This window comes from Achromobacter spanius, from assembly GCF_002812705.1.
In the GTDB taxonomy this organism is placed as follows: domain Bacteria; phylum Pseudomonadota; class Gammaproteobacteria; order Burkholderiales; family Burkholderiaceae_B; genus Achromobacter; species Achromobacter spanius.
Genome location: NZ_CP025030.1, coordinates 3,519,803 through 3,540,031, shown reverse-complemented (window position 1 = coordinate 3,540,031; position 20,229 = coordinate 3,519,803). Strand labels below are relative to the sequence as shown.

The 20,229-nt window shown below is 65.6% G+C and carries 16 protein-coding genes; 3 read left to right on the top strand and 13 right to left on the bottom strand.

Annotation, left to right across the window (positions count from 1 at the left end):
- The first annotated feature begins 162 nt into the window (after positions 1-162).
- Positions 163-2,679, top strand: coding sequence for a TonB-dependent siderophore receptor (locus tag CVS48_RS16100; RefSeq protein ID WP_100855305.1), 2,517 nt, complete (start codon positions 163-165; stop codon positions 2,677-2,679).
- A 59-nt stretch (positions 2,680-2,738) separates the two neighbouring features.
- Here the strand turns inward: CVS48_RS16100 and CVS48_RS16095 are convergent, their stop codons facing one another.
- Complete coding sequence (locus tag CVS48_RS16095) at positions 2,739-2,981, bottom strand: helix-turn-helix domain-containing protein (protein WP_419191442.1); 243 nt, start codon at positions 2,979-2,981, stop codon at positions 2,739-2,741.
- A 315-nt stretch (positions 2,982-3,296) separates the two neighbouring features.
- Between CVS48_RS16095 and CVS48_RS16090 the strand changes: the two genes are divergently transcribed.
- The gene (locus tag CVS48_RS16090) at positions 3,297-5,348 is read left to right on the top strand and encodes a PEP/pyruvate-binding domain-containing protein (RefSeq protein WP_100855304.1); all 2,052 of its coding nucleotides are present in this window, start codon (positions 3,297-3,299) and stop codon (positions 5,346-5,348) included.
- Between the two features lie 55 nt (positions 5,349-5,403).
- Here the strand turns inward: CVS48_RS16090 and lpdA are convergent, their stop codons facing one another.
- The 9 genes from lpdA to cadR form a co-directional block, all read right to left on the bottom strand.
- A complete protein-coding gene (lpdA, locus tag CVS48_RS16085; RefSeq protein ID WP_100855303.1) occupies positions 5,404-6,807 on the bottom strand; it encodes a dihydrolipoyl dehydrogenase in 1,404 nt (467 codons plus the stop codon).
- A 2-nt stretch (positions 6,808-6,809) separates the two neighbouring features.
- On the bottom strand, positions 6,810-8,222 hold the full coding sequence (locus CVS48_RS16080) for a dihydrolipoamide acetyltransferase family protein (RefSeq protein ID WP_100855302.1): 1,413 nt from the start codon (positions 8,220-8,222) through the stop codon (positions 6,810-6,812).
- Between the two features lies 1 nt (position 8,223).
- Positions 8,224-9,267, bottom strand: a complete 1,044-nt coding sequence (locus CVS48_RS16075; RefSeq protein ID WP_054426127.1) for an alpha-ketoacid dehydrogenase subunit beta — start codon at positions 9,265-9,267, stop codon at positions 8,224-8,226.
- Between the two features lie 2 nt (positions 9,268-9,269).
- Entirely contained in the window at positions 9,270-10,502 is a 1,233-nt protein-coding gene (locus tag CVS48_RS16070) for a 3-methyl-2-oxobutanoate dehydrogenase (2-methylpropanoyl-transferring) subunit alpha (protein WP_100855301.1), read from the bottom strand.
- Between the two features lie 204 nt (positions 10,503-10,706).
- Entirely contained in the window at positions 10,707-13,097 is a 2,391-nt protein-coding gene (locus CVS48_RS16065; protein WP_100855300.1) for a TonB-dependent siderophore receptor, read from the bottom strand.
- 70 nt (positions 13,098-13,167) lie between these two features.
- Entirely contained in the window at positions 13,168-14,136 is a 969-nt protein-coding gene (locus CVS48_RS16060; RefSeq protein ID WP_100857694.1) for a FecR family protein, read from the bottom strand.
- Complete coding sequence (locus CVS48_RS16055) at positions 14,133-14,645, bottom strand: sigma-70 family RNA polymerase sigma factor (RefSeq protein WP_100855299.1); 513 nt, start codon at positions 14,643-14,645, stop codon at positions 14,133-14,135. Before CVS48_RS16055 ends, CVS48_RS16060 begins: the two co-directional genes overlap by 4 nt.
- A gap of 104 nt (positions 14,646-14,749) precedes the next feature.
- Positions 14,750-15,343, bottom strand: coding sequence for a nitroreductase family protein (locus CVS48_RS16050; RefSeq protein ID WP_100855298.1), 594 nt, complete (start codon positions 15,341-15,343; stop codon positions 14,750-14,752).
- A gap of 103 nt (positions 15,344-15,446) precedes the next feature.
- Positions 15,447-15,881 carry a Cd(II)/Pb(II)-responsive transcriptional regulator gene (cadR, locus tag CVS48_RS16045; protein WP_050449728.1) on the bottom strand — a complete coding sequence of 145 codons (435 nt, stop codon included), beginning with the start codon at positions 15,879-15,881 and terminating at the stop codon, positions 15,447-15,449.
- A gap of 107 nt (positions 15,882-15,988) precedes the next feature.
- Between cadR and CVS48_RS16040 the strand changes: the two genes are divergently transcribed.
- Complete coding sequence (locus tag CVS48_RS16040; RefSeq protein WP_100855297.1) at positions 15,989-18,367, top strand: heavy metal translocating P-type ATPase; 2,379 nt, start codon at positions 15,989-15,991, stop codon at positions 18,365-18,367.
- 94 nt (positions 18,368-18,461) lie between these two features.
- Here CVS48_RS16040 and speG read toward each other — a convergent pair whose 3' ends face one another.
- The 3 genes from speG to CVS48_RS29235 form a co-directional block, all read right to left on the bottom strand.
- On the bottom strand, positions 18,462-19,046 hold the full coding sequence (gene speG / locus CVS48_RS16035) for a spermidine N1-acetyltransferase (RefSeq protein WP_006218930.1): 585 nt from the start codon (positions 19,044-19,046) through the stop codon (positions 18,462-18,464).
- 256 nt (positions 19,047-19,302) lie between these two features.
- Positions 19,303-20,046 (bottom strand): class II aldolase/adducin family protein, encoded by a 744-nt coding sequence (locus CVS48_RS16030; RefSeq protein WP_100855296.1) that lies wholly within the window; start codon positions 20,044-20,046, stop codon positions 19,303-19,305.
- 26 nt (positions 20,047-20,072) lie between these two features.
- On the bottom strand, positions 20,073-20,213 hold the full coding sequence (locus CVS48_RS29235; protein WP_157814469.1) for a hypothetical protein: 141 nt from the start codon (positions 20,211-20,213) through the stop codon (positions 20,073-20,075).
- Positions 20,214-20,229: the final 16 nt, after the last annotated feature.

The following is a 20,229-nucleotide window of genomic DNA, read 5'->3' as shown; positions in this document are numbered from 1 at the left end:
AAACATATAGTTTCAAAATTACTCCGCTAGATCTTCAGGGTTTTCGCGCCTTTCACACTCTTTAGCTAAGAGGGGACGGCCGCGCACGCGGCGGCCCCTGGAGACCTTTGGCCAAAGGGTGGCGCGGCTTTGCCGCTGAGAATCATTATTGGAACTATTCTTGTGAACCGTAGACTTTCCCGCGACGGCACCGCCCTGCCGTCGCGACCGCGCCAGCCGCGCATTGCCCTGCGCACGCTGCCCTTGCTGATTGCGCTGGGCCTGGCTCAAGCCCCCGACGCGCAGGCCCAGGAGGCGCAAGCCCACAGCCCCGCCGTCCTGGTCAACACCGCCCGCCAACCCTTGCATGACGCCTTGGTCGAAGTCAGCCGGCAGGCATCGCTGGAAATTCTCTACCCGCCGGAGTTGGTCGCGGGAAAGACGGCGCCCCCGGTCGCGGGCCGCCTGACGCCGCAACAGGCGCTAGACCGCATCCTGGCCGGCAGCGGCCTGATCGCGGTGATACGCGGCAACACGGTCACCATCGAACCCGAACCGCGGGACCTGGACGCCACCACCATGGCGGCCGTGACCGTCATCGCGCGCCGCGCCGCCGACGGCACAACCGAAGGCACGGGGTCGTACACCAGCCTGGTCACCAGCACCGCGTCCAAGACCGATCTGGCGTTCCGCGAAGTGCCTCAGTCCGTGTCGGTCGTGACCCGTCAGATGCTCGACGACCAGCATCTGGTCAACGTCACCGACGCCATGAGCCGTGCGCCCGGCATCACGGTCCGCCGCGTGAATTCCTATTCGTCCGACTACTACTCGCGCGGCTTCCAGATCACCAGCATGCAGATCGACGGCGGCGCCCCCTTGGCGCTGGGCTCGTACACCTACGGCCCGACGCAGGACATGGCGTTCTATGACCGCGTGGAAATCATGCGCGGCGCCTCGGGCTTGCTGGGCGGCATGGGCGACCCCGGCGGCATCATCAACCTGGTGCGCAAGAAGCCGCTGGCGGAATATCAACTGACGGTGGAAGCCTCGGCCGGCAGTTGGGACAACTACCGCAGCATGATCGACGCCACCGGCCCCTTGGGATTCGATGGCCGGCTGCGCGGCCGCGCGGTTGCCGTCTATGGCGACAGCGGTTCGTACATGTCGCACAGTTCCACCGAAACGCCGCAGATCTACGGCGTGCTGGAAGCCGACCTGACCCGCAGCACGCTGCTGACGGTGGGCGGCAGCTACAGCCGGATGCGCGAGCAAGGCAGCCGCAGCGGCCTGCCTCGGTACACGGACGGCGGCGATATCGGCCTGTCGCGCTCAACCAACCTGAGCCAGCCCTGGACCTACGTCCATACCGACACCAAGCAGATCTTTGCGCAACTGGAACAACGGCTGGGCGACACCTGGCGCTTCAAGGCCAACTACACCCGCGAAGAAACCGACAGCAAATCGCTCACCGCGTTCGCCAACGGCGGAGTGGATCGCGACACGGGCCTGGGCGCCACCTGGGGCGGCGGACGGTACGCAATGACCAACACCCAGAACCTGCTGGATGTGAACCTGTCCGGCAGCTTCGACCTGCTTGGCGGCACGCACGAAGCCCTGCTGGGCGCCGACTGGCAGCGCAGCGAAGGCACGTGGGCCGTGTCCAAGCCCGTGGACGAATGGAAGGTGCCGGTCAACGTCTACAACCGCAATATCTGGAACCCAGACCTGAGCCTGCCGGAAAACGAACGCTATGACCCGTGGGGCCAAGAGCAGAAAGGCATGTATGGCGTGCTGCGGATCAACCCGACCGAGCGCCTGCACCTGATCGCGGGCGCGCGCTTCAGTTCCTACAATTTCTACCAGACGGTCTCCGCCCCCATCAATGGCGGCTGGGTGCCGTACTCAAAAACGTCCTACCGCGAACCGACCACCACCACGCCCTACGGCGGCGTCATCTATGACCTGAGCGACGCATGGTCGGCCTATGTCAGCTACGCCACCATCCACAAGCCGCAGGGTTTGCTGAAGTCGGGCCCCCTGCCCGGCTCATCGCTGCCCGCCATCAAGGGCAAGAGCTACGAAATGGGCGTCAAGGGCGAACTGCTGGACGGCCGCCTGAACGCCACGTTCAGCCTGTTCAACGTGGAGCGCACCGGCACCGGCGTGCTGGACCCCCGCTACCCGGAAGACTATGACGCCTGGGCCGGCAACTGCTGCTACCTGGCGCAAGGCAAAGTGGTCAGCCGAGGGCTGGACATGGAGATCGGCGGCGAGGTCTCGCCCGGCTGGGAAGTCGCGCTGGGATACACCTTCAACAACACCCGCGACAAGACCAACGACGCGGTCTACAGCAGCATCACGCCGCGCCATCTGCTGAAGGTATCGACGGCCTACACCCTGCCCGGCGACTGGTCGCGCTGGCGCATCGGCGGCAGCGCGCAGGTGCAAAGCGCCAACTACGTGACGGGCACGGCATACTCGCGCGACAGCCGCACCTACACGCCGTACAAATTCCAGCAGGCAGGCTACGCCACCGTCAACCTGATGGCGCAATACCGTTTCGCCCCGCAATGGACAGCCACCGTCAACGTCAACAACCTGTTCGACAAGGTGTATTACGAACGGGTCGGCGCTTCCAATGGCGGCAACTGGTACGGCGCCCCCCGCAACGTCATGCTGACCTTGCGCGGCACGTACTGACGTTGAGAGTGGGACGGGCGGAGCGGCCTAAGGCTGATTCCGCCTTAGGCCGGGAATGGCTACGCGATCGATACGTCCAGACGGCGGCCGAGCTTCTCCAGTGCCGCCTCCACCTGCTCGATCCGTGACGAATGACGCAGGTTCAACAGACGATCGACCTGCGGCATATGAACCCCCAGGCGACGGGCCATCTCTGCTTTACGCACACCTTGCCGGATCATCTCGTTGGACAGGAACACTTTGCTCGTCACGACGGCCGGCAACGTCACGGTGTACGGTGTTGCCGGGTCGAGACTGGGCACGTCCCCGACGCAATTCCTCATCCCCAAAAAAACAGGGGCAGCTTTCGCTCCCCCTGCATGAAAGGCCCTACGAGCCCGCCCCGTCCGCGCGTGCGAAAACAGGGTGGCGCTCGCGCCGCCGGCGCGGCTGATTGCCGAGACTGGATTACACGGGAATCGTCGTTGGGCGCGTATCACTGGAATTGGGTATTTTCGATGGCCCGTTTCAGCCTCGCATGGGCCACGCATGACTGGCCACATCTGGAAACACTCGCCTACAGGCCAGGGCCGGCGCTCCGATATCATCGCAACTCCTTGCGACCCGCCCCCTATTTCATGCCGCTATCGCCTGCCTTACGCCATGTTGGCCTGCCGCGCAGGCTGCGTGTTTGCCCGATCATTCTGAGCGCGTTCGGCCTGCTGTTTGTCGCCGGCAGCGGCTCCGAGGCCCTGGCGCAAACCGCCCGCAAGCCTTCGCCCTACGAAAACGCCCGCCCCCTGCGCCCGGACGAACGCGCGACGCAATCGCAGGAAGGCGCGAAGCGTGGCGGGCCGGCGTATCTGGGTCGGATCGGCACACAGGCCGAATTCCAGCAACTGGCCCGCGTCTACAACGCCGGCACGCCGCTTGAGATTCCGCATGTGCTGTTCGTGATTGATCGCCAACGCGGCGACCGCATCTATTACATCGACACGCCGCGCTATTCCCTGCACGAGAACTTCGCGCGCGCACACCGGCTGCTGCCGGGCACGGACCGGGCCACGCTGATCGCGCAGTACAAGGATCCCAAGCGGCGGCTCTTGTTCGGCACCCTGAGCTGGCAGCGCGACCTGCCCGGCTACACCTACGAATTCTGGGAAGGCGACCAAGTCACGCCCGCGCTGCTGCGGCTGACCGAAGACAAGCTACGCGCCACGTTCTACGAGCCGGTGCGTTTCAAGGCGAATTCCACGGCGCAAGAGCAGACGGCGCAAACCGCCGGGCTGGCCTTGGTGACGCAAGAGGCGTTGCTGCGCGAACAGACGTTCTTGCCGCTGAACACCGGCCATGCGCAGGGCCGCTTGCGTATCGTGAAGTCGGTAGATGACACGCCGGATCTGGCGCCCACCGATATCGTGGTGCTGGACGAAGTGCCCGTCGCCATCTCGCCGGTCGCGGGCCTGGTCACGCAGCGGCCGTCCACGTTGTTGTCGCATGTGAACCTGCTGGCCAAGGGCTGGCGCATTCCCAACGCTTACGTGCGCGATGCCGTCGCGGCGCTGCGCAAGTATGACGGCCAGTGGGTGGAACTGACGGTCGCGAGTAATGGCTATCAGGTGCAGCCCATTGCCAAGCCGGAGGCCAAACCCGAAGGCAACCCGGAAGGCAAGCCCAACGACCCGCCCAAAGCCGCCGCCCCGCCGCTGCCCAAGCCCGACCTGTCGGTTCGGGCGCTGAAGCCGCTGACGGGCATGGCCACGCGCGACAGCCGGTACTGCGGGGTCAAGGCGGCCAACCTGGGCGCGCTCAAATCGGCGCTGCCGCCGCTGGCCAGCGTGCCGGACGGCTTCTGCATTCCGTTTGCCCAGTACGCGGCGTTCATGACGCAGTTGGGCATCCCGCAACGTATCGCGGCGCTGGAGCAGCGGCCGGACTTTATTGGTGACGCCAACGTGCGCCGCGCCGAACTGGCCGCCTTGCGCCAGGACATCATCAACGCCCCGCCCGACGACGCGCTGGTTGCCGCCTGGCGCGCACGCTGGCAACAGCAGTTGAAGGGGCGCGGCGTCTTCGTGCGCAGCTCATCCAATTCCGAAGACCTACCCGGCTTCAGCGGCGCGGGTCTTTACACCACCGTGCCCAACGTGACGCAGGCCAATGCCTTGGCGCAAGCCGTGCAGACCGTATGGGCGTCGGTCTATAACTTCGAAGCCTATGAGGCGCGGCGCGCGGCCGGCATCGGCCAGGATGGCGTGGTGATGGCGGTGCTGGTGCAGCAGGCGGCGGCATCGGACAGTTCAGGCGTGATGATCACGCGCGATCCCTTTGATGCGTCGCGCCGCTACGTCACGTACATTTCCGCCAAGCGCGGGCTGGGCATCAAGGTGGTGGAAGGCAAGCGCCAGGCGGAGCAACTGATGTATTCCACCTGGTCCAAGGCGGTGCAGGTGCTGAGCCGTTCCGCCGAGGACACGCAGTTGGTGGCGGACGCGGCAGGTGGCGTGCGCGAAGTGCCGATCGAAGGATCACGACAAGTGCTGAACGATGCGCTCGTCGCGCGGCTGGCCGCCGTGGGCAACCAGATCAAGCTGCGTTTGGGCAATGTGGATCAGGATATCGAATGGGCCGTGCAGGGCGACAACATCATCGTCTTGCAGGCCCGGCCGTATATCGACGGCAGCCGGTAGCGGCGCTTGCCGCCACCGGCTGATCATCGATCAGCATCGATCAACAAACGACGAATCAAATGTGCAGCGCGTGGCCCAGCGCTTTCAGCGCCGCTTCCTGCACCGCTTCGCCCAAGGTCGGATGCGCGTGAATGGTGCCCGCCACGTCTTCCAGCGTGGCGCCCATTTCCAGCGATTGGCCAAACGCCGTCGATAGCTCCGACACCCCGCGCCCCACCGCCTGCCAGCCCACGATCAGATGGTTGTCGCGCCGGGCCACCACGCGGACAAAGCCGTCGGTGGATTCCAGCGTCATGGCGCGGCCATTGGCGGCAAACGGGAACGATGCCGCCAGGCAGTCCAACCCCGCGGCTTCCGCGTCCGACGGCGACAAGCCCGCCACCACGACTTCGGGGTCGGTAAAGCACACGGCGGGAATGGATGCGGGCTGGAAGTGACGGCGTTTGCCCGCCACCAGTTCCGCCACCATCTCGCCTTGCGCCATGGCGCGGTGCGCCAGCATCGGTTCACCGGCAATGTCGCCAATGGCCCAGACGTCGCGCATCGACGTGCGGCACTGGTCGTCGATGCGCAGCGCATTGCCCTTGCGATCCAGTTGCAGGCTTTCCAGCCCCCAGCCCTGCGTGCGCGGGCGCCGGCCCACGGCGATCAGCACGCGGTCGGCCGGCAACAGGGTTTCGGCGCCGGATGCGTCCTGGATACGCACCGCGTTGCCCGCCGCGTTCAAGCCCAGCACTTTGCGGTTCAGGTGCAGCGACACGCCCATCTTCGCCAGCGCGGCGGCCACGGGCTTGGTCAGTTCGGCGTCGTAGGTCGGCAGGATGCGGTCCTGCGCCTCCACCACGGCGACTTCCGCGCCCAGCTTGCGGTACACGGTGCCCAGCTCCAGCCCGATGTAGCCGCCGCCCACCACCACCAACTGCTTGGGAATGGACGTGGGCGACAAGGCCTCGGTGGATGACTCCACGATGCCGCCGAACGGCATCGACACCAGCGGCGTGGGTTCGGACCCCGCCGCCAGCAACAGGTGTTCGCATTGGATGCGCAGCGTGCCGCCATCGGCGGTGGTGACCTCGGCGGTCTTGCCGTCCAGCAGATGCGCCCAGCCCTGCACCACTTGCACGCCGTTCTTCTTCAACAGCGCGCCGACGCCGCCGGTCAGCTTGCCGACGATGCCGTCTTTCCAGGACACGGTCCGCGCGATGTCGATGGCCGGGGCGGACACTGAAATACCCAGCGGGGATTCCCCCGCATAGTGCCGCGCCTTGTCGAATTCCTCGGCCGCGTGGATCAGCGCCTTGGACGGAATGCAGCCGATGTTCAGGCAGGTGCCGCCCAGTTGCGCGCCTTCAACCAGCAGGGTCGGCACGCCCAATTGCCCGGCGCGGATGGCGGCCACATAACCGCCGGGGCCGCCGCCGATCACCAGCAAGGTCGTAGTCTTTGTGATCTGGCTCATGCTTACTCCACGAAAAGCAGCGCGGGTTGTTCCAGCAGCGCGCGCACCGCCTGGATGAAGCGCGCCGCGTCCATGCCGTCCACCACGCGGTGGTCAAACGACGACGACAGGTTCATCAGCTTGCGCGCCACCACGGCGCCATTGCGGAAAGCGGGCCGTTCGACGATGCGGTTCACGCCCACGATGCCGACCTCGGGGTGGTTGATCACCGGCGTGGTGACGATGCCGCCCAAGGGCCCCAGGCTGGTGATGGTGATGGTGGAGCCGGACAGCTCGTCGCGCCCGGCCGTGCCACTGCGCACCGCCTGCGCCAGGCGCCCGATCTCGGCCGCCATGGACCAGAGATCGCGCGCTTCGGCGTGGCGCATGACAGGCACCATCAGGCCGCCCTCGCTTTGCGTGGCGATGCCGATGTGTACGGCGCCAAAGCGCGTCACCACGCCGCCTTCGTCGTCATAACGCGCATTGATCTGCGGAAAGTCCCGCAGCGCCACCACCATGGCGCGCGCCAGGAGCGGCAGCAAGGTCAGCTTGCCCCGCGAGTCGCCCCATTTCTGGTTCAGTTGCACGCGCAGATCTTCCAGTTCGGTCACGTCGATTTCCTCGACGTAGCTGAAGTGCGGAATGCGGCGCTTGGACTCGGCCATCTTCTGCGCGATCTTGCGGCGCAGGCCGATGACGGGCACCACGTCCTGGTCGTGGCGCTCCACATACGCCGACCCGCCACGCGCGGCCTGGCCCGAGCCTTGCGATTGCAGATAGGCGTCCAGGTCTTCGTGCATGACGCGGCCGGCCGGACCGCTGCCGGCAACAAAGCGCAGTTCAATGCCCAGATCCCAGGCGCGCTTGCGCACGGCCGGCGAGGCCAAGGGCTTGTCGCCCGGTTGGCGTGGCACGGCGGGGGTGGTGGAAGACGCGGAGGAAGACCGCGCGGCTTGTTGCCCGGATGATTGAGAAGATTGCGGACGAGCTGTTTGATTGTCTTTTTGCTGGGCCGGCGCGGCCGCTGACGCAGACCCCGGCGACATCGACGCGGCGATCTGGCCGGCGATGCCGCCCGCCTTCGCGCCAGCGTCACCTTGCGCGGACGCCGACGCGTCGCCGCCTGCCGGCTTGTCCCCTTCGGATGCCGCCTTCTGCGGCGCGCCCGATCCGGGGCGCACATTGCCCTCACCCTCCACTTCCAGGCGGATCAATTCCCCGCCCACGGCCATGACCTGGCCCACGTCGCCGCCCAGCGCAATCACCTTGCCGACCACCGGCGACGGAATTTCCACCGTGGCCTTGTCGGTCATCACATCGGCCAGCGGCTGGTCTTCCGCAACCGTGTCGCCGACCTTGACGTGCCAGCCCACCAGTTCGACCTCGGCAATGCCTTCGCCGATGTCGGGCATCTTGATGATATGGATCCCCATGTCACACCTCCATCGCGCGTTTGAACGCTTCGCCCACCCGGCGCGGGCCGGGGAAGTACGCCCATTCCTGCGCGTGCGGGTAGGGAGTGTCCCAACCGGTCACACGCTCGACAGGCGCCTCCAGGTGATGGAAGCAATGCTCTTGCACCAACGCAATCAGTTCCGCGCCATAGCCGCAGGTGCGCGTGGCTTCGTGCACCACCACGCAGCGGCCGGTCTTCTTCACGGAATTCACGATGGTTTCCAGATCCAGCGGCCACAGGCTGCGCAGGTCAATGACTTCGGCGTCGATGCCGGTCTCTTCGGCGGCGGTCAGCGACACATACACGGTCGTGCCATAGGTCAGCACCGTCAGCGCATTGCCCGGCCGCACGATCGCAGCGGAGTCCAGCGGCACGGTGTAATAGCCGGTGGGCACCACGCTGCCGGGGCGGCCGGTCCACGGCGTGACGGGGCGATCATGGTGGCCGTCGAACGGGCCGTTGTAGAGCCGCTTGGGCTCCAGGAAGATCACCGGGTCATCGTTTTCGATGGACGCAATCAAGAGGCCCTTGGCGTCGTAGGGGTTGGACGGCATCACCGTGCGCAACCCGCAGACCTGCGTGAACATGGCTTCGGGGCTTTGGCTGTGCGTCTGCCCGCCGTAGATGCCACCGCCGCAAGGCATGCGGATCGTCATCGGGGCAATGAATTCGCCCACCGAGCGATAGCGCAGGCGCGCGGCCTCGGACACGATCTGGTCCGACGCGGGGTAGAAATAATCGGCAAACTGAATTTCGCAAACGGGCCGCAGGCCATAGGCGCCCATGCCCACCGCCACGCCCACGATGCCGCCTTCGGAGATCGGCGTGTCGAACACGCGCGAGCTGCCGTACTTGGTTTGCAGGCCTTCCGTGCACCGGAATACGCCGCCGAAATAGCCGACGTCCTGTCCGAAAACCACCACATTGTTGTCACGCTCCAGCATCACATCCATGGCCGAGCGCAAAGCCTGGATCATGGTCATCGGCGCCGAGGCCGGACCAGCGTTGTTATCAATTGCCATGGTCAGACTCCGAGCTGCTGGCGCTGCCGGCGCAGATGCTCCGGCATGTCCTTGTAGACGTCTTCAAAGATGCTGGCGGCGCTGGGAACGTGGCCGTCCACCAGGGTGCCGTAGCTTTCCGCTTCCTTTTGGGCGGCGACGATCTCGGCGTCGAGTTCGGCGCGCACGGCGTCGTGCTCGGCGTCGGACCAGATGCCAAGACCGATCAGGTGCTTCTTGAAGCGCTCGATCGGGTCGCCCAGCGGAAAGTGCGCCCAGTCATCGCCAGGCCGGTACTTGGAAGGGTCGTCGGACGTGGAGTGCGGGCCTGCTCGGTACGTGACCCATTCGATCAGGGTCGGACCCAGGTTGCGGCGGGCGCGCTCGGCGGCCCAGAGCGAGGCGGAATATACCGCCAGGAAATCGTTGCCATCCACGCGCAGCGACGCAATGCCGCAGCCCACGCCACGGCCCGCGAAGGTAGCGCCTTCGCCGCCGGCAATGGCCTGGAAGGTGGAGATGGCCCACTGGTTGTTGACCACGTTCAGGATGACCGGCGCGCGGTAGACGTGCGCGAAGGTCAGCGCGGTGTGGAAGTCGGCCTCGGCGGTGGCGCCGTCGCCGATCCAGGCCGAGGCGATGCGGGTGTCGCCCTTGATGGCCGAGGCCATCGCCCAGCCCACCGCCTGGATGAACTGCGTGGCCAGGTTGCCCGAAATCGTGAAGAAGCCGTTGGGGCGGTCGGAATACATGACCGGCAACTGGCGGCCCTTGAGCGGGTCGCGCTCGTTGGACATAAGCTGGCACATCATCGTCACCAGCGACACATCGCGCGACAGCAGAAGGCTTTGCTGGCGATAGGTCGGGAAACACATGTCGCCCTGTTCCAGCGCCAGCGCGTGAGCGGAGCCGATGGCTTCCTCGCCCAGGCTTTGCATGTAGAACGAGATCTTTTTCTTGCGCTGCGCGGTCAACATGCGCCCATCAAAAATGCGCGTCTTCAGCATGGCACGCATGCCGGCGCGCAGCAAATCGTTGCTGATCTCGGGCGCCCATGGGCCCACCGCGCGGCCGTCGTCGTCGATCACCCGGACCAGGCTGTACGCCAAGGCGCCGGTATCAACCGCGGCAACATCAATGGGGGGTTTGGGCACCTCGCCGGGCGGCGATAGATGCAGATAGGAAAAGTCGGTCTTGCAACCCGGACGCCCCGTGGGCTCGGGGACGTGCAACTTCAACGGCCCATACTGGCTCATATATTGTCTCCACGCTTGATCGTGTCACGCGTTTTCTTCCTACCAAGACATTGCCAAGGGCGTGTGACCCGGGGCGCTGCCATCGTCGGCCCGCGCATAGGGATAAACATGCGTGGCCGTCGACGAGATTAGCACAGGGGACAGGGGCGTTGAGAGGGCCAAAGCAGCATGCCGGCCCGCGTTGCACTAGGGGTTTTCCACGGTTTACCAGCGATAGCTCAGGGTGGCATACAGCGTGCGCGGCTCGCCATAACGGCACCCCGTCGCGCCGGCGCACGCCAGATAACCCCGGTTGAAAAGGTTGCGTGCGTTCACCGTCAGCGACAAGCCCGACATGGCCGGATCCAGGGCGCCGAAGTCATAAGCAGTCATCGCGTCGACCAGGAATTGCCCGGGCACGTTGGCGGGATAGCCGGGCAGGTTCGTCGAACTGGCGTAGCGCACGCCCGCGCCGACGGTCAGACCAGCCACGCCCACGGCGCTCAGGTTGTAGTCGGCCCAGACGGAAGCGCTGTGCAGCGGCACCAGCGCGATGCGCTGATCCACAAGCGAGGGCACGGTGCTGCGCGTGGTGCGCGCATCGGTGTAGGCGTAGCTGGCGGTGAGATTCATGGCGCCCAGGCGCGCCTTGGCTTCCAGTTCCAGGCCGCGTGATCGGGCACGCCCGCTTTGCACGGAGTACGTGGCGTCGGCCGGATCACTGGTCAGTGCATTCGTCTGCGTCAGGTCGTAGACGGCGGCGCTATAGAGCATGTCGCCGCCAAGCGGTTCATAGCGCAGGCCCAGTTCAAATTGCGTGCCTTTGGTGGGTTTGAAGGCGTTGCCCGCCCGGTCCACCCCCACGGTCGGCGCGAACGACTGGCTGGCGCTTGCATAGGGCGCCAAGCCGTTGTCGGCCAGGTAGACCAGGCCCACACGCCCCGTCGTCGCGGTATCGCGCAAGCGCGTGGTGGCGCCGGTGGTGTAGCTCTTCTGGTCGGTATCGGCCCAATCCTGGCGGCCGCCCAGCACAAGCACCCATTTGTCCTGGATCTTGATCTGGTCCTGCAGGTACAGCCCCAGCGAACTGCTGCGCGTATTGATCCCGTAATCGGCAGCGGTGTTCACGATGGGAACCGCGCCGTAGACGGGGTTGTAGATGTTCGCCAACGACGCCACCGTGCCCGAATGACGGTGCGAATCGTAGCCGCTGCGGTAGTAGTCCAGGCCGGCCAGCACCGTGTGCTGGAAGGCTCCTGCGTCCAGCTTCAGTTCCAGCGACGTATCGGTGGCAACGCCGTAGGAATGTTCGTCGCGGCTCACGACGCCGCGCCTCAAGGTCTGGCCGTTGGCCTGCAAGGCGCCGAAGCTCAGGTAGTCCCACTGGCCATCCGCGGTGAAATAGCGGGCGCTTTGGCGCAGCTTCACGCGGTCATTGAAGGCGTGCTCGAACTGGTAGCCGACCGTGTAGGTGTCGGTGTCGTAGCGGTCGAAATCGGGCTCGCCGATGAACAGGTCGCGCGGCACCTGGCCGTTCAAGGTATTGGCCGCGGGCATCGGCGCGGAAAAGCGCGTGCGAATGCGCTGATAGCTGGCCAGCAGAGTCAGCGACGTGGCCGCCGAAGGCTGCCACGTCAGGGCCGGCGCCAGATACGTCCGGTCGTCCGGCACATGGTCCACCCAGTTGTCGGCATTGCGGGCAAGGCCGGTCAGGCGGTAGGTCCATGCACCGTCTTGAGACAGCTCGCCGGCGAAGTCGCCCGACACCTGGCGGCGGCCGTAGCTGCCGCCCTCCACGTTCAGTTCGCGCAGCGTGTCGGCCGTTGGCCGCTTGCTGACGGTGTTGACCACGCCACCCGGGCTCAACTGTCCATACAGCACCGATGAGGCGCCGCGCAGCACTTCAACACGCTCAAGCCCATAGGGCTCCTGGCCGCCATCGTAGACACTGGATTGCAGCTTCAGGCCGTCGCGCAGTTGGCCCGAGTTGCCGGCGGCCACATTGAAGCCGCGCAGCATCAGGTCGTCCACCATGCGGCTGAACGCGGGCGATTGCGCCGACACGCCAGGCGTGTAGCCCAAGGCGTCCGCCACCGAACCCGCCTTGATGATACGGATCTGGTCGCTGGTGACGACCGACACCGATTGCGGTGTTTCGATCAGCGCCGTGTCGGTCTTGGTGCCGGACAAGGCGCGCTGCGCCACGTAGCCGTCGACGTGCGCGGTGGGAGACTCCAGCGACCCGGTGACGCGGACGGGCTCAAGCACGGTGGTGCTTTCCAGCACGCGGCGGGCGCTCAACGTGCCGTTGGCCGTGACGGCCAATTCCAATCCACTGCCAGCAAGCGCGCGCCGCACGGCGTCTTCGGCTGTGTAATCCCCCACGATAGCCGGCGCATTGCGGCCGGCGACCAAGGCGGGGTCGACAGACACCGCGCGACCGGTCTGGCGCGCAATGCGGGTCAGCGTGTCGCCCAGCGCGGCCGCTGGCAAATTAAATTGCTGGACGGCCCCGGCCGACACGGCAGCCGGCGTTGTCTGGGCAACCGCCGTGGGAAGGGTCAGGGCAATGAACAGCGCGGCAGCCAGCGGCCGCAGCGGGGGACGATGAAACATGGATTCTCCTGCAACAGTGTGGTGTTCAGGAGGGATGTCCCACGACGGGGGCAAAAGTGATCATTTATTTTCAGGAAGCGCGAGGCACCAGGTCGATGCTGACGAACCAGCCGCCCAGCGAACTGACATCGATCGGCAAGGTCTGGCGCAGCGACTCCAGCGCGCGGCTGGTGTCGTCCAGCGGAAACGCGCCCAATACACGCAGCCGCGCGGCCGCCGGCGTAATGCGGATGATGCCGCGCCGGTACGGCCGCAGCGCATCAACCACCTCGCCCAAGGACTGGTCATGAACGACCAGCATGCCCGCGTGCCAGGCGGCGACGTCCCGCAGTGCGGGGTCCGGGGAGCCCAGGCCCTGCGAATCAAACCGCAGGCCCTCCCCCGCTTGCAGAATCCGGCGCTGGCCCGCCGCGCGCACCTCGACACTGTGTTCGACCACGCTGGCGATGCATGCCTCGTGCTCGCGCGCCACGCTGAAAACGGTGCCCAGCGCCTGCACTTCGCCATCGGGGGTGGCGACGATGAATGGACGCGCCGCATCCGGCGTCACCCGCGCATAGACCGCGCCAGCCCGCAAGCGCACCCTACGCACGCCCGCGCTGAAGTCCAGGTCCACGGCCGACCGCGCGTTCAACGTCAGCTCACTGCCATCAGGCAAGGTATAGGTACGGCGTTCGCGGGTGCCCGTGCGCAAGTCGGCGGTCAGCGTGCGCAGGGGGATCTGGCGGTCAAGCAGCGCCGCCATGCCGCCCGCGGCCAGCGCCACGCCCAACGCATTGCGCAACGCCCGGCGCCGGGCGGGCGCGGTCAGCAAGGCCGCGCCGGCAGCATGGCGCTGCTCAACGTCGGTCAACGCGGCAAAGGGGTCCTTGACGGCGGCGTTGACGGTTTCCCAGGCCGCCTCGTGCCGGGGGTCGGACTTTTTCCATTGTTCGAAACGCGCCCGGTCTGCGGTGGGCACGCTACCGGAAGACAGCAGCACCATCCAGTCCACGGCCGATTGCAGGTCGGCGGGCAACACCGGCATGGGGGCCGTCATGCCGACAAGCGCGCGGTCACGCACAGCGTGATGGCCTGCTTCATATAGCGGCGCACCGTGATCACCGATGTGCCGATGCGCGCGGCAATCTCGCTGTAGCTGAGCTCATCAAGCTGGCTATACAAAAAGGCCTGGCGCGCCTTGGGCGGCAGGCGTTGCAAGGCGCGGTCGATGTGCATCAACGCGTCGATCACCAGGGCGCGGGATTCTTCGCTGGGTGCGCTGGCTTGCGGCAAGGCGGCCAGGCTATCGAGATACGCGCGTTCCAGTTCGCGGCGGCGCCAAAAGCTGAACAACGTGCGCTGCGCCAGCGTGGTCAGGAAGGCGCGCGGTTCGCGGATGGCCTCGGTGTGCCGGCCAGCCAGGACTCGCACGAACGTATCGTGCGCCAGATCGGCGGCATCATGGCGGCACCCCAACCTGCGCCGCAGCCACTCCTGCAGCCAGGAGTGATGCGCTTGATACAACGCGGCAGTGGAATGCTCCGAGGGCTGCGCGGATGAGGACATGGAAAAACGCCAGGCTAATTAACAATAAGAATTATTGTTATTTATTGCCTGGCGCGCAAGCGTCCCGTAGGGACGCCTAGCCAAAGGGACGTGCCCTTAAGCGCTTAGACCGGACCGGTCCACTCCGTGACGAACTCGCGGAAGTCGGGTCGGTTGGCGGGCGGCACGGCGCAACCCGGCGTGCCGATGGCCAGATAACCCAGGAAGCGGTAGTCCAGCGAGTCCAGCCCCAGGGCATTTTGCACGTCTTCCACGTAGGTGCCGACGCCGGTGCTCCAGAACGCGCCGTAGCCCAGCATGTGGGTGGCGTTCAGGATGTTCATGACGGCGCAGCCGGTGGCCAGCAACTGTTCATGCTCGGGGATCTTGGTGTTGTCGTGCGCGATTTTTTGCGCCACGCCAATGAACAGCGGCACGCCGGCCATCCATTCGCGTACCGACTTTTCTTTTTCGGGCGTCATGCGGGGGTCGCCGCTGCGCTTGACCGCTTCCAGCGCCACGTCCGCCAGCTTGGCGATGGCCTCGCCCTGGATCACGACAAAGCGCCACGGGCGCAACGCGCCGTGGTCGGGGGCCGACATGGCGGCCTGAAGGATCTGCTCAAGTTCTTGGGGCTTGGGCGCGGGGCCGCGCAGGAATTTGGTGGAACGGCGGGTGGTCAGCGCGTGCAACGGGGTGGCGGTGGTGGAGTCGGTCATTGATTCAGGCGCAAAGGTAAAAGAGATAGATTCTCATATTAAGCGATGGCCCCGGCCGGGGCGGGTATCCCCCGGCCGTTGGCAAGGGCATCGCGGGGCGGGTTCAGCCCAGGTGCGTATGCCGCTCCTGGCGCTCTTCGACCTGCATTTCAGACAGGCCATGCAAGATGCCGCAATTTTCCGCATCGGGCTGCGCCGAGAGGCAGCGTTGCCGCAAATCAGTCAGCTGGGTCTTTAACTGCATCAATTCGGCAATGCGTTCATCCACGTGCGAGATGTGTTCGTCGAACAATTCATTAATGGGGCCGCAGCCCGTGTGGTGGTTGTCGGCCAAGGACAGGATGGCGCGGATTTCGTCTTGCGTCATGTCCAGCGCCCGGCAGTTGCGGATCAGGCGCAGCCGTTCCAGATGGGCTTGCCCGTAGCTGCGGTAGTTGTTCAGGCCCCGGTCCGGGGCGGGCAGCAGCCCTTCTTTCTCGTAGTACCGCACGGTTTCGACCGTGGTGCCGGCCGCCGTGGCCAATTCGCCAATTCGCATCACGCCTCCTGGGATCGCATCCGAATGAGTGTTTTTTGGGGGGGGTTGACCCTATAGTAACTCCAAGGTGTGGAATGGCGACATCCGTTTCAACAAGGCTCAGAACCATGTCTTTCCCGCCGGTCAAATCCCACGATCGACCCTCTGCCGAGCATGCCCACGCCGGCTGCGGTGGCCATGCGCATGACACGAAGGGGCACGGCCATGATCATGGCCACAGCCATAGCCATGATCACAGTCACAGCGACAGCCACGATCACAACCACAGCCACAATCAGGCGGCATCCGCCTGCTGCGGGCACGACCACGCCACGCCCGCCTACGCGGCGGCGGCCGATGCGTCCACGCTTAGCGCCGGCCCCGGCCAGTTGCTGGCGCGGCTGCGTATCGGGCAAATGGACTGCCCGACCGAAGAAACGCTGATCCGTAAAAAGCTGGACGGCCTGGACGGCGTGCATGCGCTGGACTTCAACCTGATGCAGCGCGTGCTGACCGTGGTGCACGCCGAAGGCGCGCTGGACCGTATCATGGCCGCCATCAAATCCCTGGACATGGTGCCGGAACCGCTGGCCGAAGGCGCGGCCAGCACGCCCGCCCCCGCCTCCACGCCGGTGAACTGGTGGTTGATCGGCGGCGCGGGCGTGCTGGCCGCGCTGTCCGAGTTTTCGCACTTTGCGGGCTGGCATTGGGGCGCGACCGCGGCGTTGGCGCTGGCCGCCATCCTGGCTTGCGGCCTGGGCACCTACCGCAAGGGCTGGATCGCCGTGCGCAATGGCAACCTGAACATCAACGCATTGATGAGCATCGCCGTCACCGGCGCCGTGCTGATCGGCCAATGGCCCGAAGCCGCCATGGTGATGTTCCTGTTCAACGTGGCCGAGCTGATCGAAGCCCGCTCGCTGGACCGCGCCCGCAATGCCGTGCGCGGCCTGCTGGACCTGGCCCCCGAAACGGCCACCGTCCGCCAGGCCGACGGCGCCTGGCTGCCGGTGCCGGCCGCGCAGCTGAACGTGGGCGACGTGGTGCGCGTGCGCCCGGGCGAACGCATCGCCGCCGACGGCATCATCGTCAGCGGTAGCTCCACCGTGGACCAGTCCCCCATCACCGGCGAAAGCCTGCCCGTGGAAAAAGCGCCGGACGACCCGGTCTACGCCGCGACCGTGAACGCGGCGGGCTCCTTCGAATACCGCGTCACCGCCGCCGCCGGCAACACCACGCTGGCCCGCATCATCCATGCGGTCGAGCAGGCGCAAGGCGCGCGCGCCCCCACGCAACGTTTCATTGACCGTTTCTCGCGCATCTACACGCCCGCCGTGGTGGCGGTGGCGCTGCTGGTGGCCACGGTGCCGCCGCTGCTCTGGGGCCAGCCCTGGTTCGACGCCATCTACCGCGCCCTGGCGCTGTTGATCATCGCCTGCCCTTGCGCGCTGGTCATTTCCACGCCGGTCAGCATCGTCAGCGGCCTGACCGCCGCGTCGCGCCGAGGCATCCTGATCAAGGGCGGCGTCTATCTGGAAGAAGGCCGCAACCTGAAGTGGCTGGCGCTGGACAAGACCGGCACGCTGACCCAGGGCAAACCGGTGCAGACCGACCTGGAAGCGTGGGATGTGGCCGACTTCACCCCCCATCCCGCCACGCTGATCGCGGCCAGCCTGGCCGCCCGCTCGGACCACCCGGTGTCGCTGGCCATCGCCAACGCCGCGCGCGAGGCCGGCAGCACCTTGCTGGAAGTAGACGCCTTCACCGCCCTGCCCGGCCGGGGAGTCAGCGGGCGCGTTGACGGCGTGACGTTCCAGTTAGGCAACCGCCGCCTGATGTGCGATGCGGGCGTGTCGAATCCGACACTGGAAGCGCGCATGGATGAATTGGAACGCCAAGGCAAGAGCGCCATCGCACTGACCGACGGCACGCACGTATTGGCGCTAGCCGCCGTGGCCGATACGGTCAAGCCCACCAGCGCCGCCGCCATCGCCGACCTGCACGCCTTGGGCGTGCGCACGCTGATGCTGACGGGCGACAACACGCCCACCGCCGAAGCCATTGCACGGCAGGTGGGCATTGATGAAGCTCGGGGAGATCAGTTGCCGGAAGACAAGCTGGCCGCCATTGAAAGCAAGCTGGCGGCCAATGTGGCAACCGATGGCAAGGTAGGCATGGTGGGCGACGGCATCAACGATGCGCCTGCGCTGGCGCGCGCCGACATCGGTTTCGCAATGGGCGCGGCCGGCACCGGCACGGCGATCGAGACGGCGGACGTCGCCCTGATGGACGACGACCTGCGCAAGATCGGCACGTTCCTGCGCTTGTCGCGCGCCACCCACCGCGTGCTGATCCAGAACATTGTGCTGGCGCTGGGCATCAAGGTGGTGTTCCTGGCGCTTGCCATGACCGGCAATGCGACCTTGTGGATGGCGGTGTTTGCCGATGTGGGCGCCAGCCTGCTGGTGGTGGCCAACGGCCTGCGGCTGCTGCGCCCGGCGGATTGAGCGGCGTGGAAATTCAAGCGGGACGGCCGGTCAAGCCGCGCGGTGGATCAAGCCGTGCCTTCGATCAAGATCCTCGGCCGTTCCACCCCGGGCCTCAGCCCGTCTGCTCTTCTTGCGGCCAGTCGCGCAACACGGGCGCGTCCGGGGCGCCGGGGCCGACATCGCGCAGGTGCTCGTGCTGCAACAAGGCCATGCGGTAGGCGTCGCGATAGGCGCCGTTGGAGAAGAATTCTTCCTTCATCAGCCCTTCGATCTGGAAGCCGCAGCGTTCGTACACGTGCACGGCGGCGGTGTTGTCCTTGTCCACCACCAGGTAGACCTTGTGCATGTTCAGCACGCGAAACGCATAGCCCACCGCGATGCGGGTGGCGGCCTTGGCGTAACCCCGGCCTTGGTAGCTGGGGGCAATGATGATCTGGAATTCGGCACGGCGGTGGATGTAGTCGATTTCAACCAGTTCCACCAGGCCGGCGGGTTGGCCGGTATCGTGCTCGATGATGAAGCGCCGTTCGTTTTGATCATGCAAGTGGCGATCATAAAGAGCGACCAGTTCGTCGTAGGCCTCGTAAGGCTCTTCGAACCAATAACGCATGATGACGTCGTTGTTGTTGATCTTGTGCACGAAGTGCAGGTCGCCGCGCTCCAGGGGGCGAATTTTGATATCGGATATGACCGACATAGAAACCTCCGAAAGTGCGGCCATTGTATTCCTATTGGCCTCGAAACGCCCGTTTCATGGGAATTTCAGAAATTTCTTGTTTGTTCATGCGGGTTTCAAGACGTTTATGGCTGGAAAGCATTGTTATTGCTGGCTTTGAATATCAAGAATTTCTCAAAATCGCCACACCAAATGCTGCGGCCGTCGGAAGAAAAAGCGCCAACCCAGCAGTACGCTTGCCGACGGCCGGCGAACTTGGCCCCAAGCAGAAGCTCTTTTACCTTGGGGCTTCCAGGCCCGGCTCCAGCAGCCGTCGGGCCGCCGTCCAGACACGTTGCGTGTAGATCGGGGCTGTAGGCAGTTCGTATTGTCCGGCGGTACGTGCGCACACCGCCTCGGACGGAAACACAAGCGGCACGCCGGCCGCCTGCGCCTTGACCTGCGCCTGGCAGGCGCGTTCCAGGTAATAGATATTGACGAAGGCCTCGGCCACCGACGAACCCGCGGCCAGCAGGCCGTGGTTGCGCAGGATCATGGCCTTGTGCCGGCCCAGGCTGGCGACCAGGCTTTCGCGTTCTTCCAGGTCCAGCGCAATGCCTTGGTAGTCGTGGTAGCCCAGCCGCTTGTAGAAACGCAGCGCGTGCTGGGTAATCGGCAGCAGCCCATCGCGCTGGCAGGCCACGGCGATGCCGTCGGCGGTGTGCGTGTGCACCACGCAAGCCAGGTCGTGGCGGGCGGCGTGCACCGCCGAATGGATGGTGAAGCCCGCGGCGTTGACCACCTGGCTTTCGGCGTCACCCGGGTCCACCGGGTTGCCGTCCAGGTCGATCTTCACCAGATCTTGCGGACGCATTTCGTGAAACAGCACGCCGTAGCGGTTGATCAGAAAATGATGTTTGTCGCCAGGCACTCGTGCGCTGATGTGGGTGTCGATCAAGTCCGTCATGCGGAAATGCGCGACCAGGCGGTACAGCGCCGCCAGTTCTTCACGCACTTGTGCTTCGCTTGCTTCTTGAATCATGAGTAAGGCTCCGGTTGCGATCAGGGTCACGCATCCGCCTGGCCGGCCAGATCAAGCTGGGCACGGATCAAGCGCGCGATGGCCAAGCCGCCAGTGTCGCCCAAACGCTTGAGTTCGCGTACCACCCCCAGGCGGTCCTGCACCGATTTATCCTGATTCAGCTTCATCTTTCCTTCCAACGTG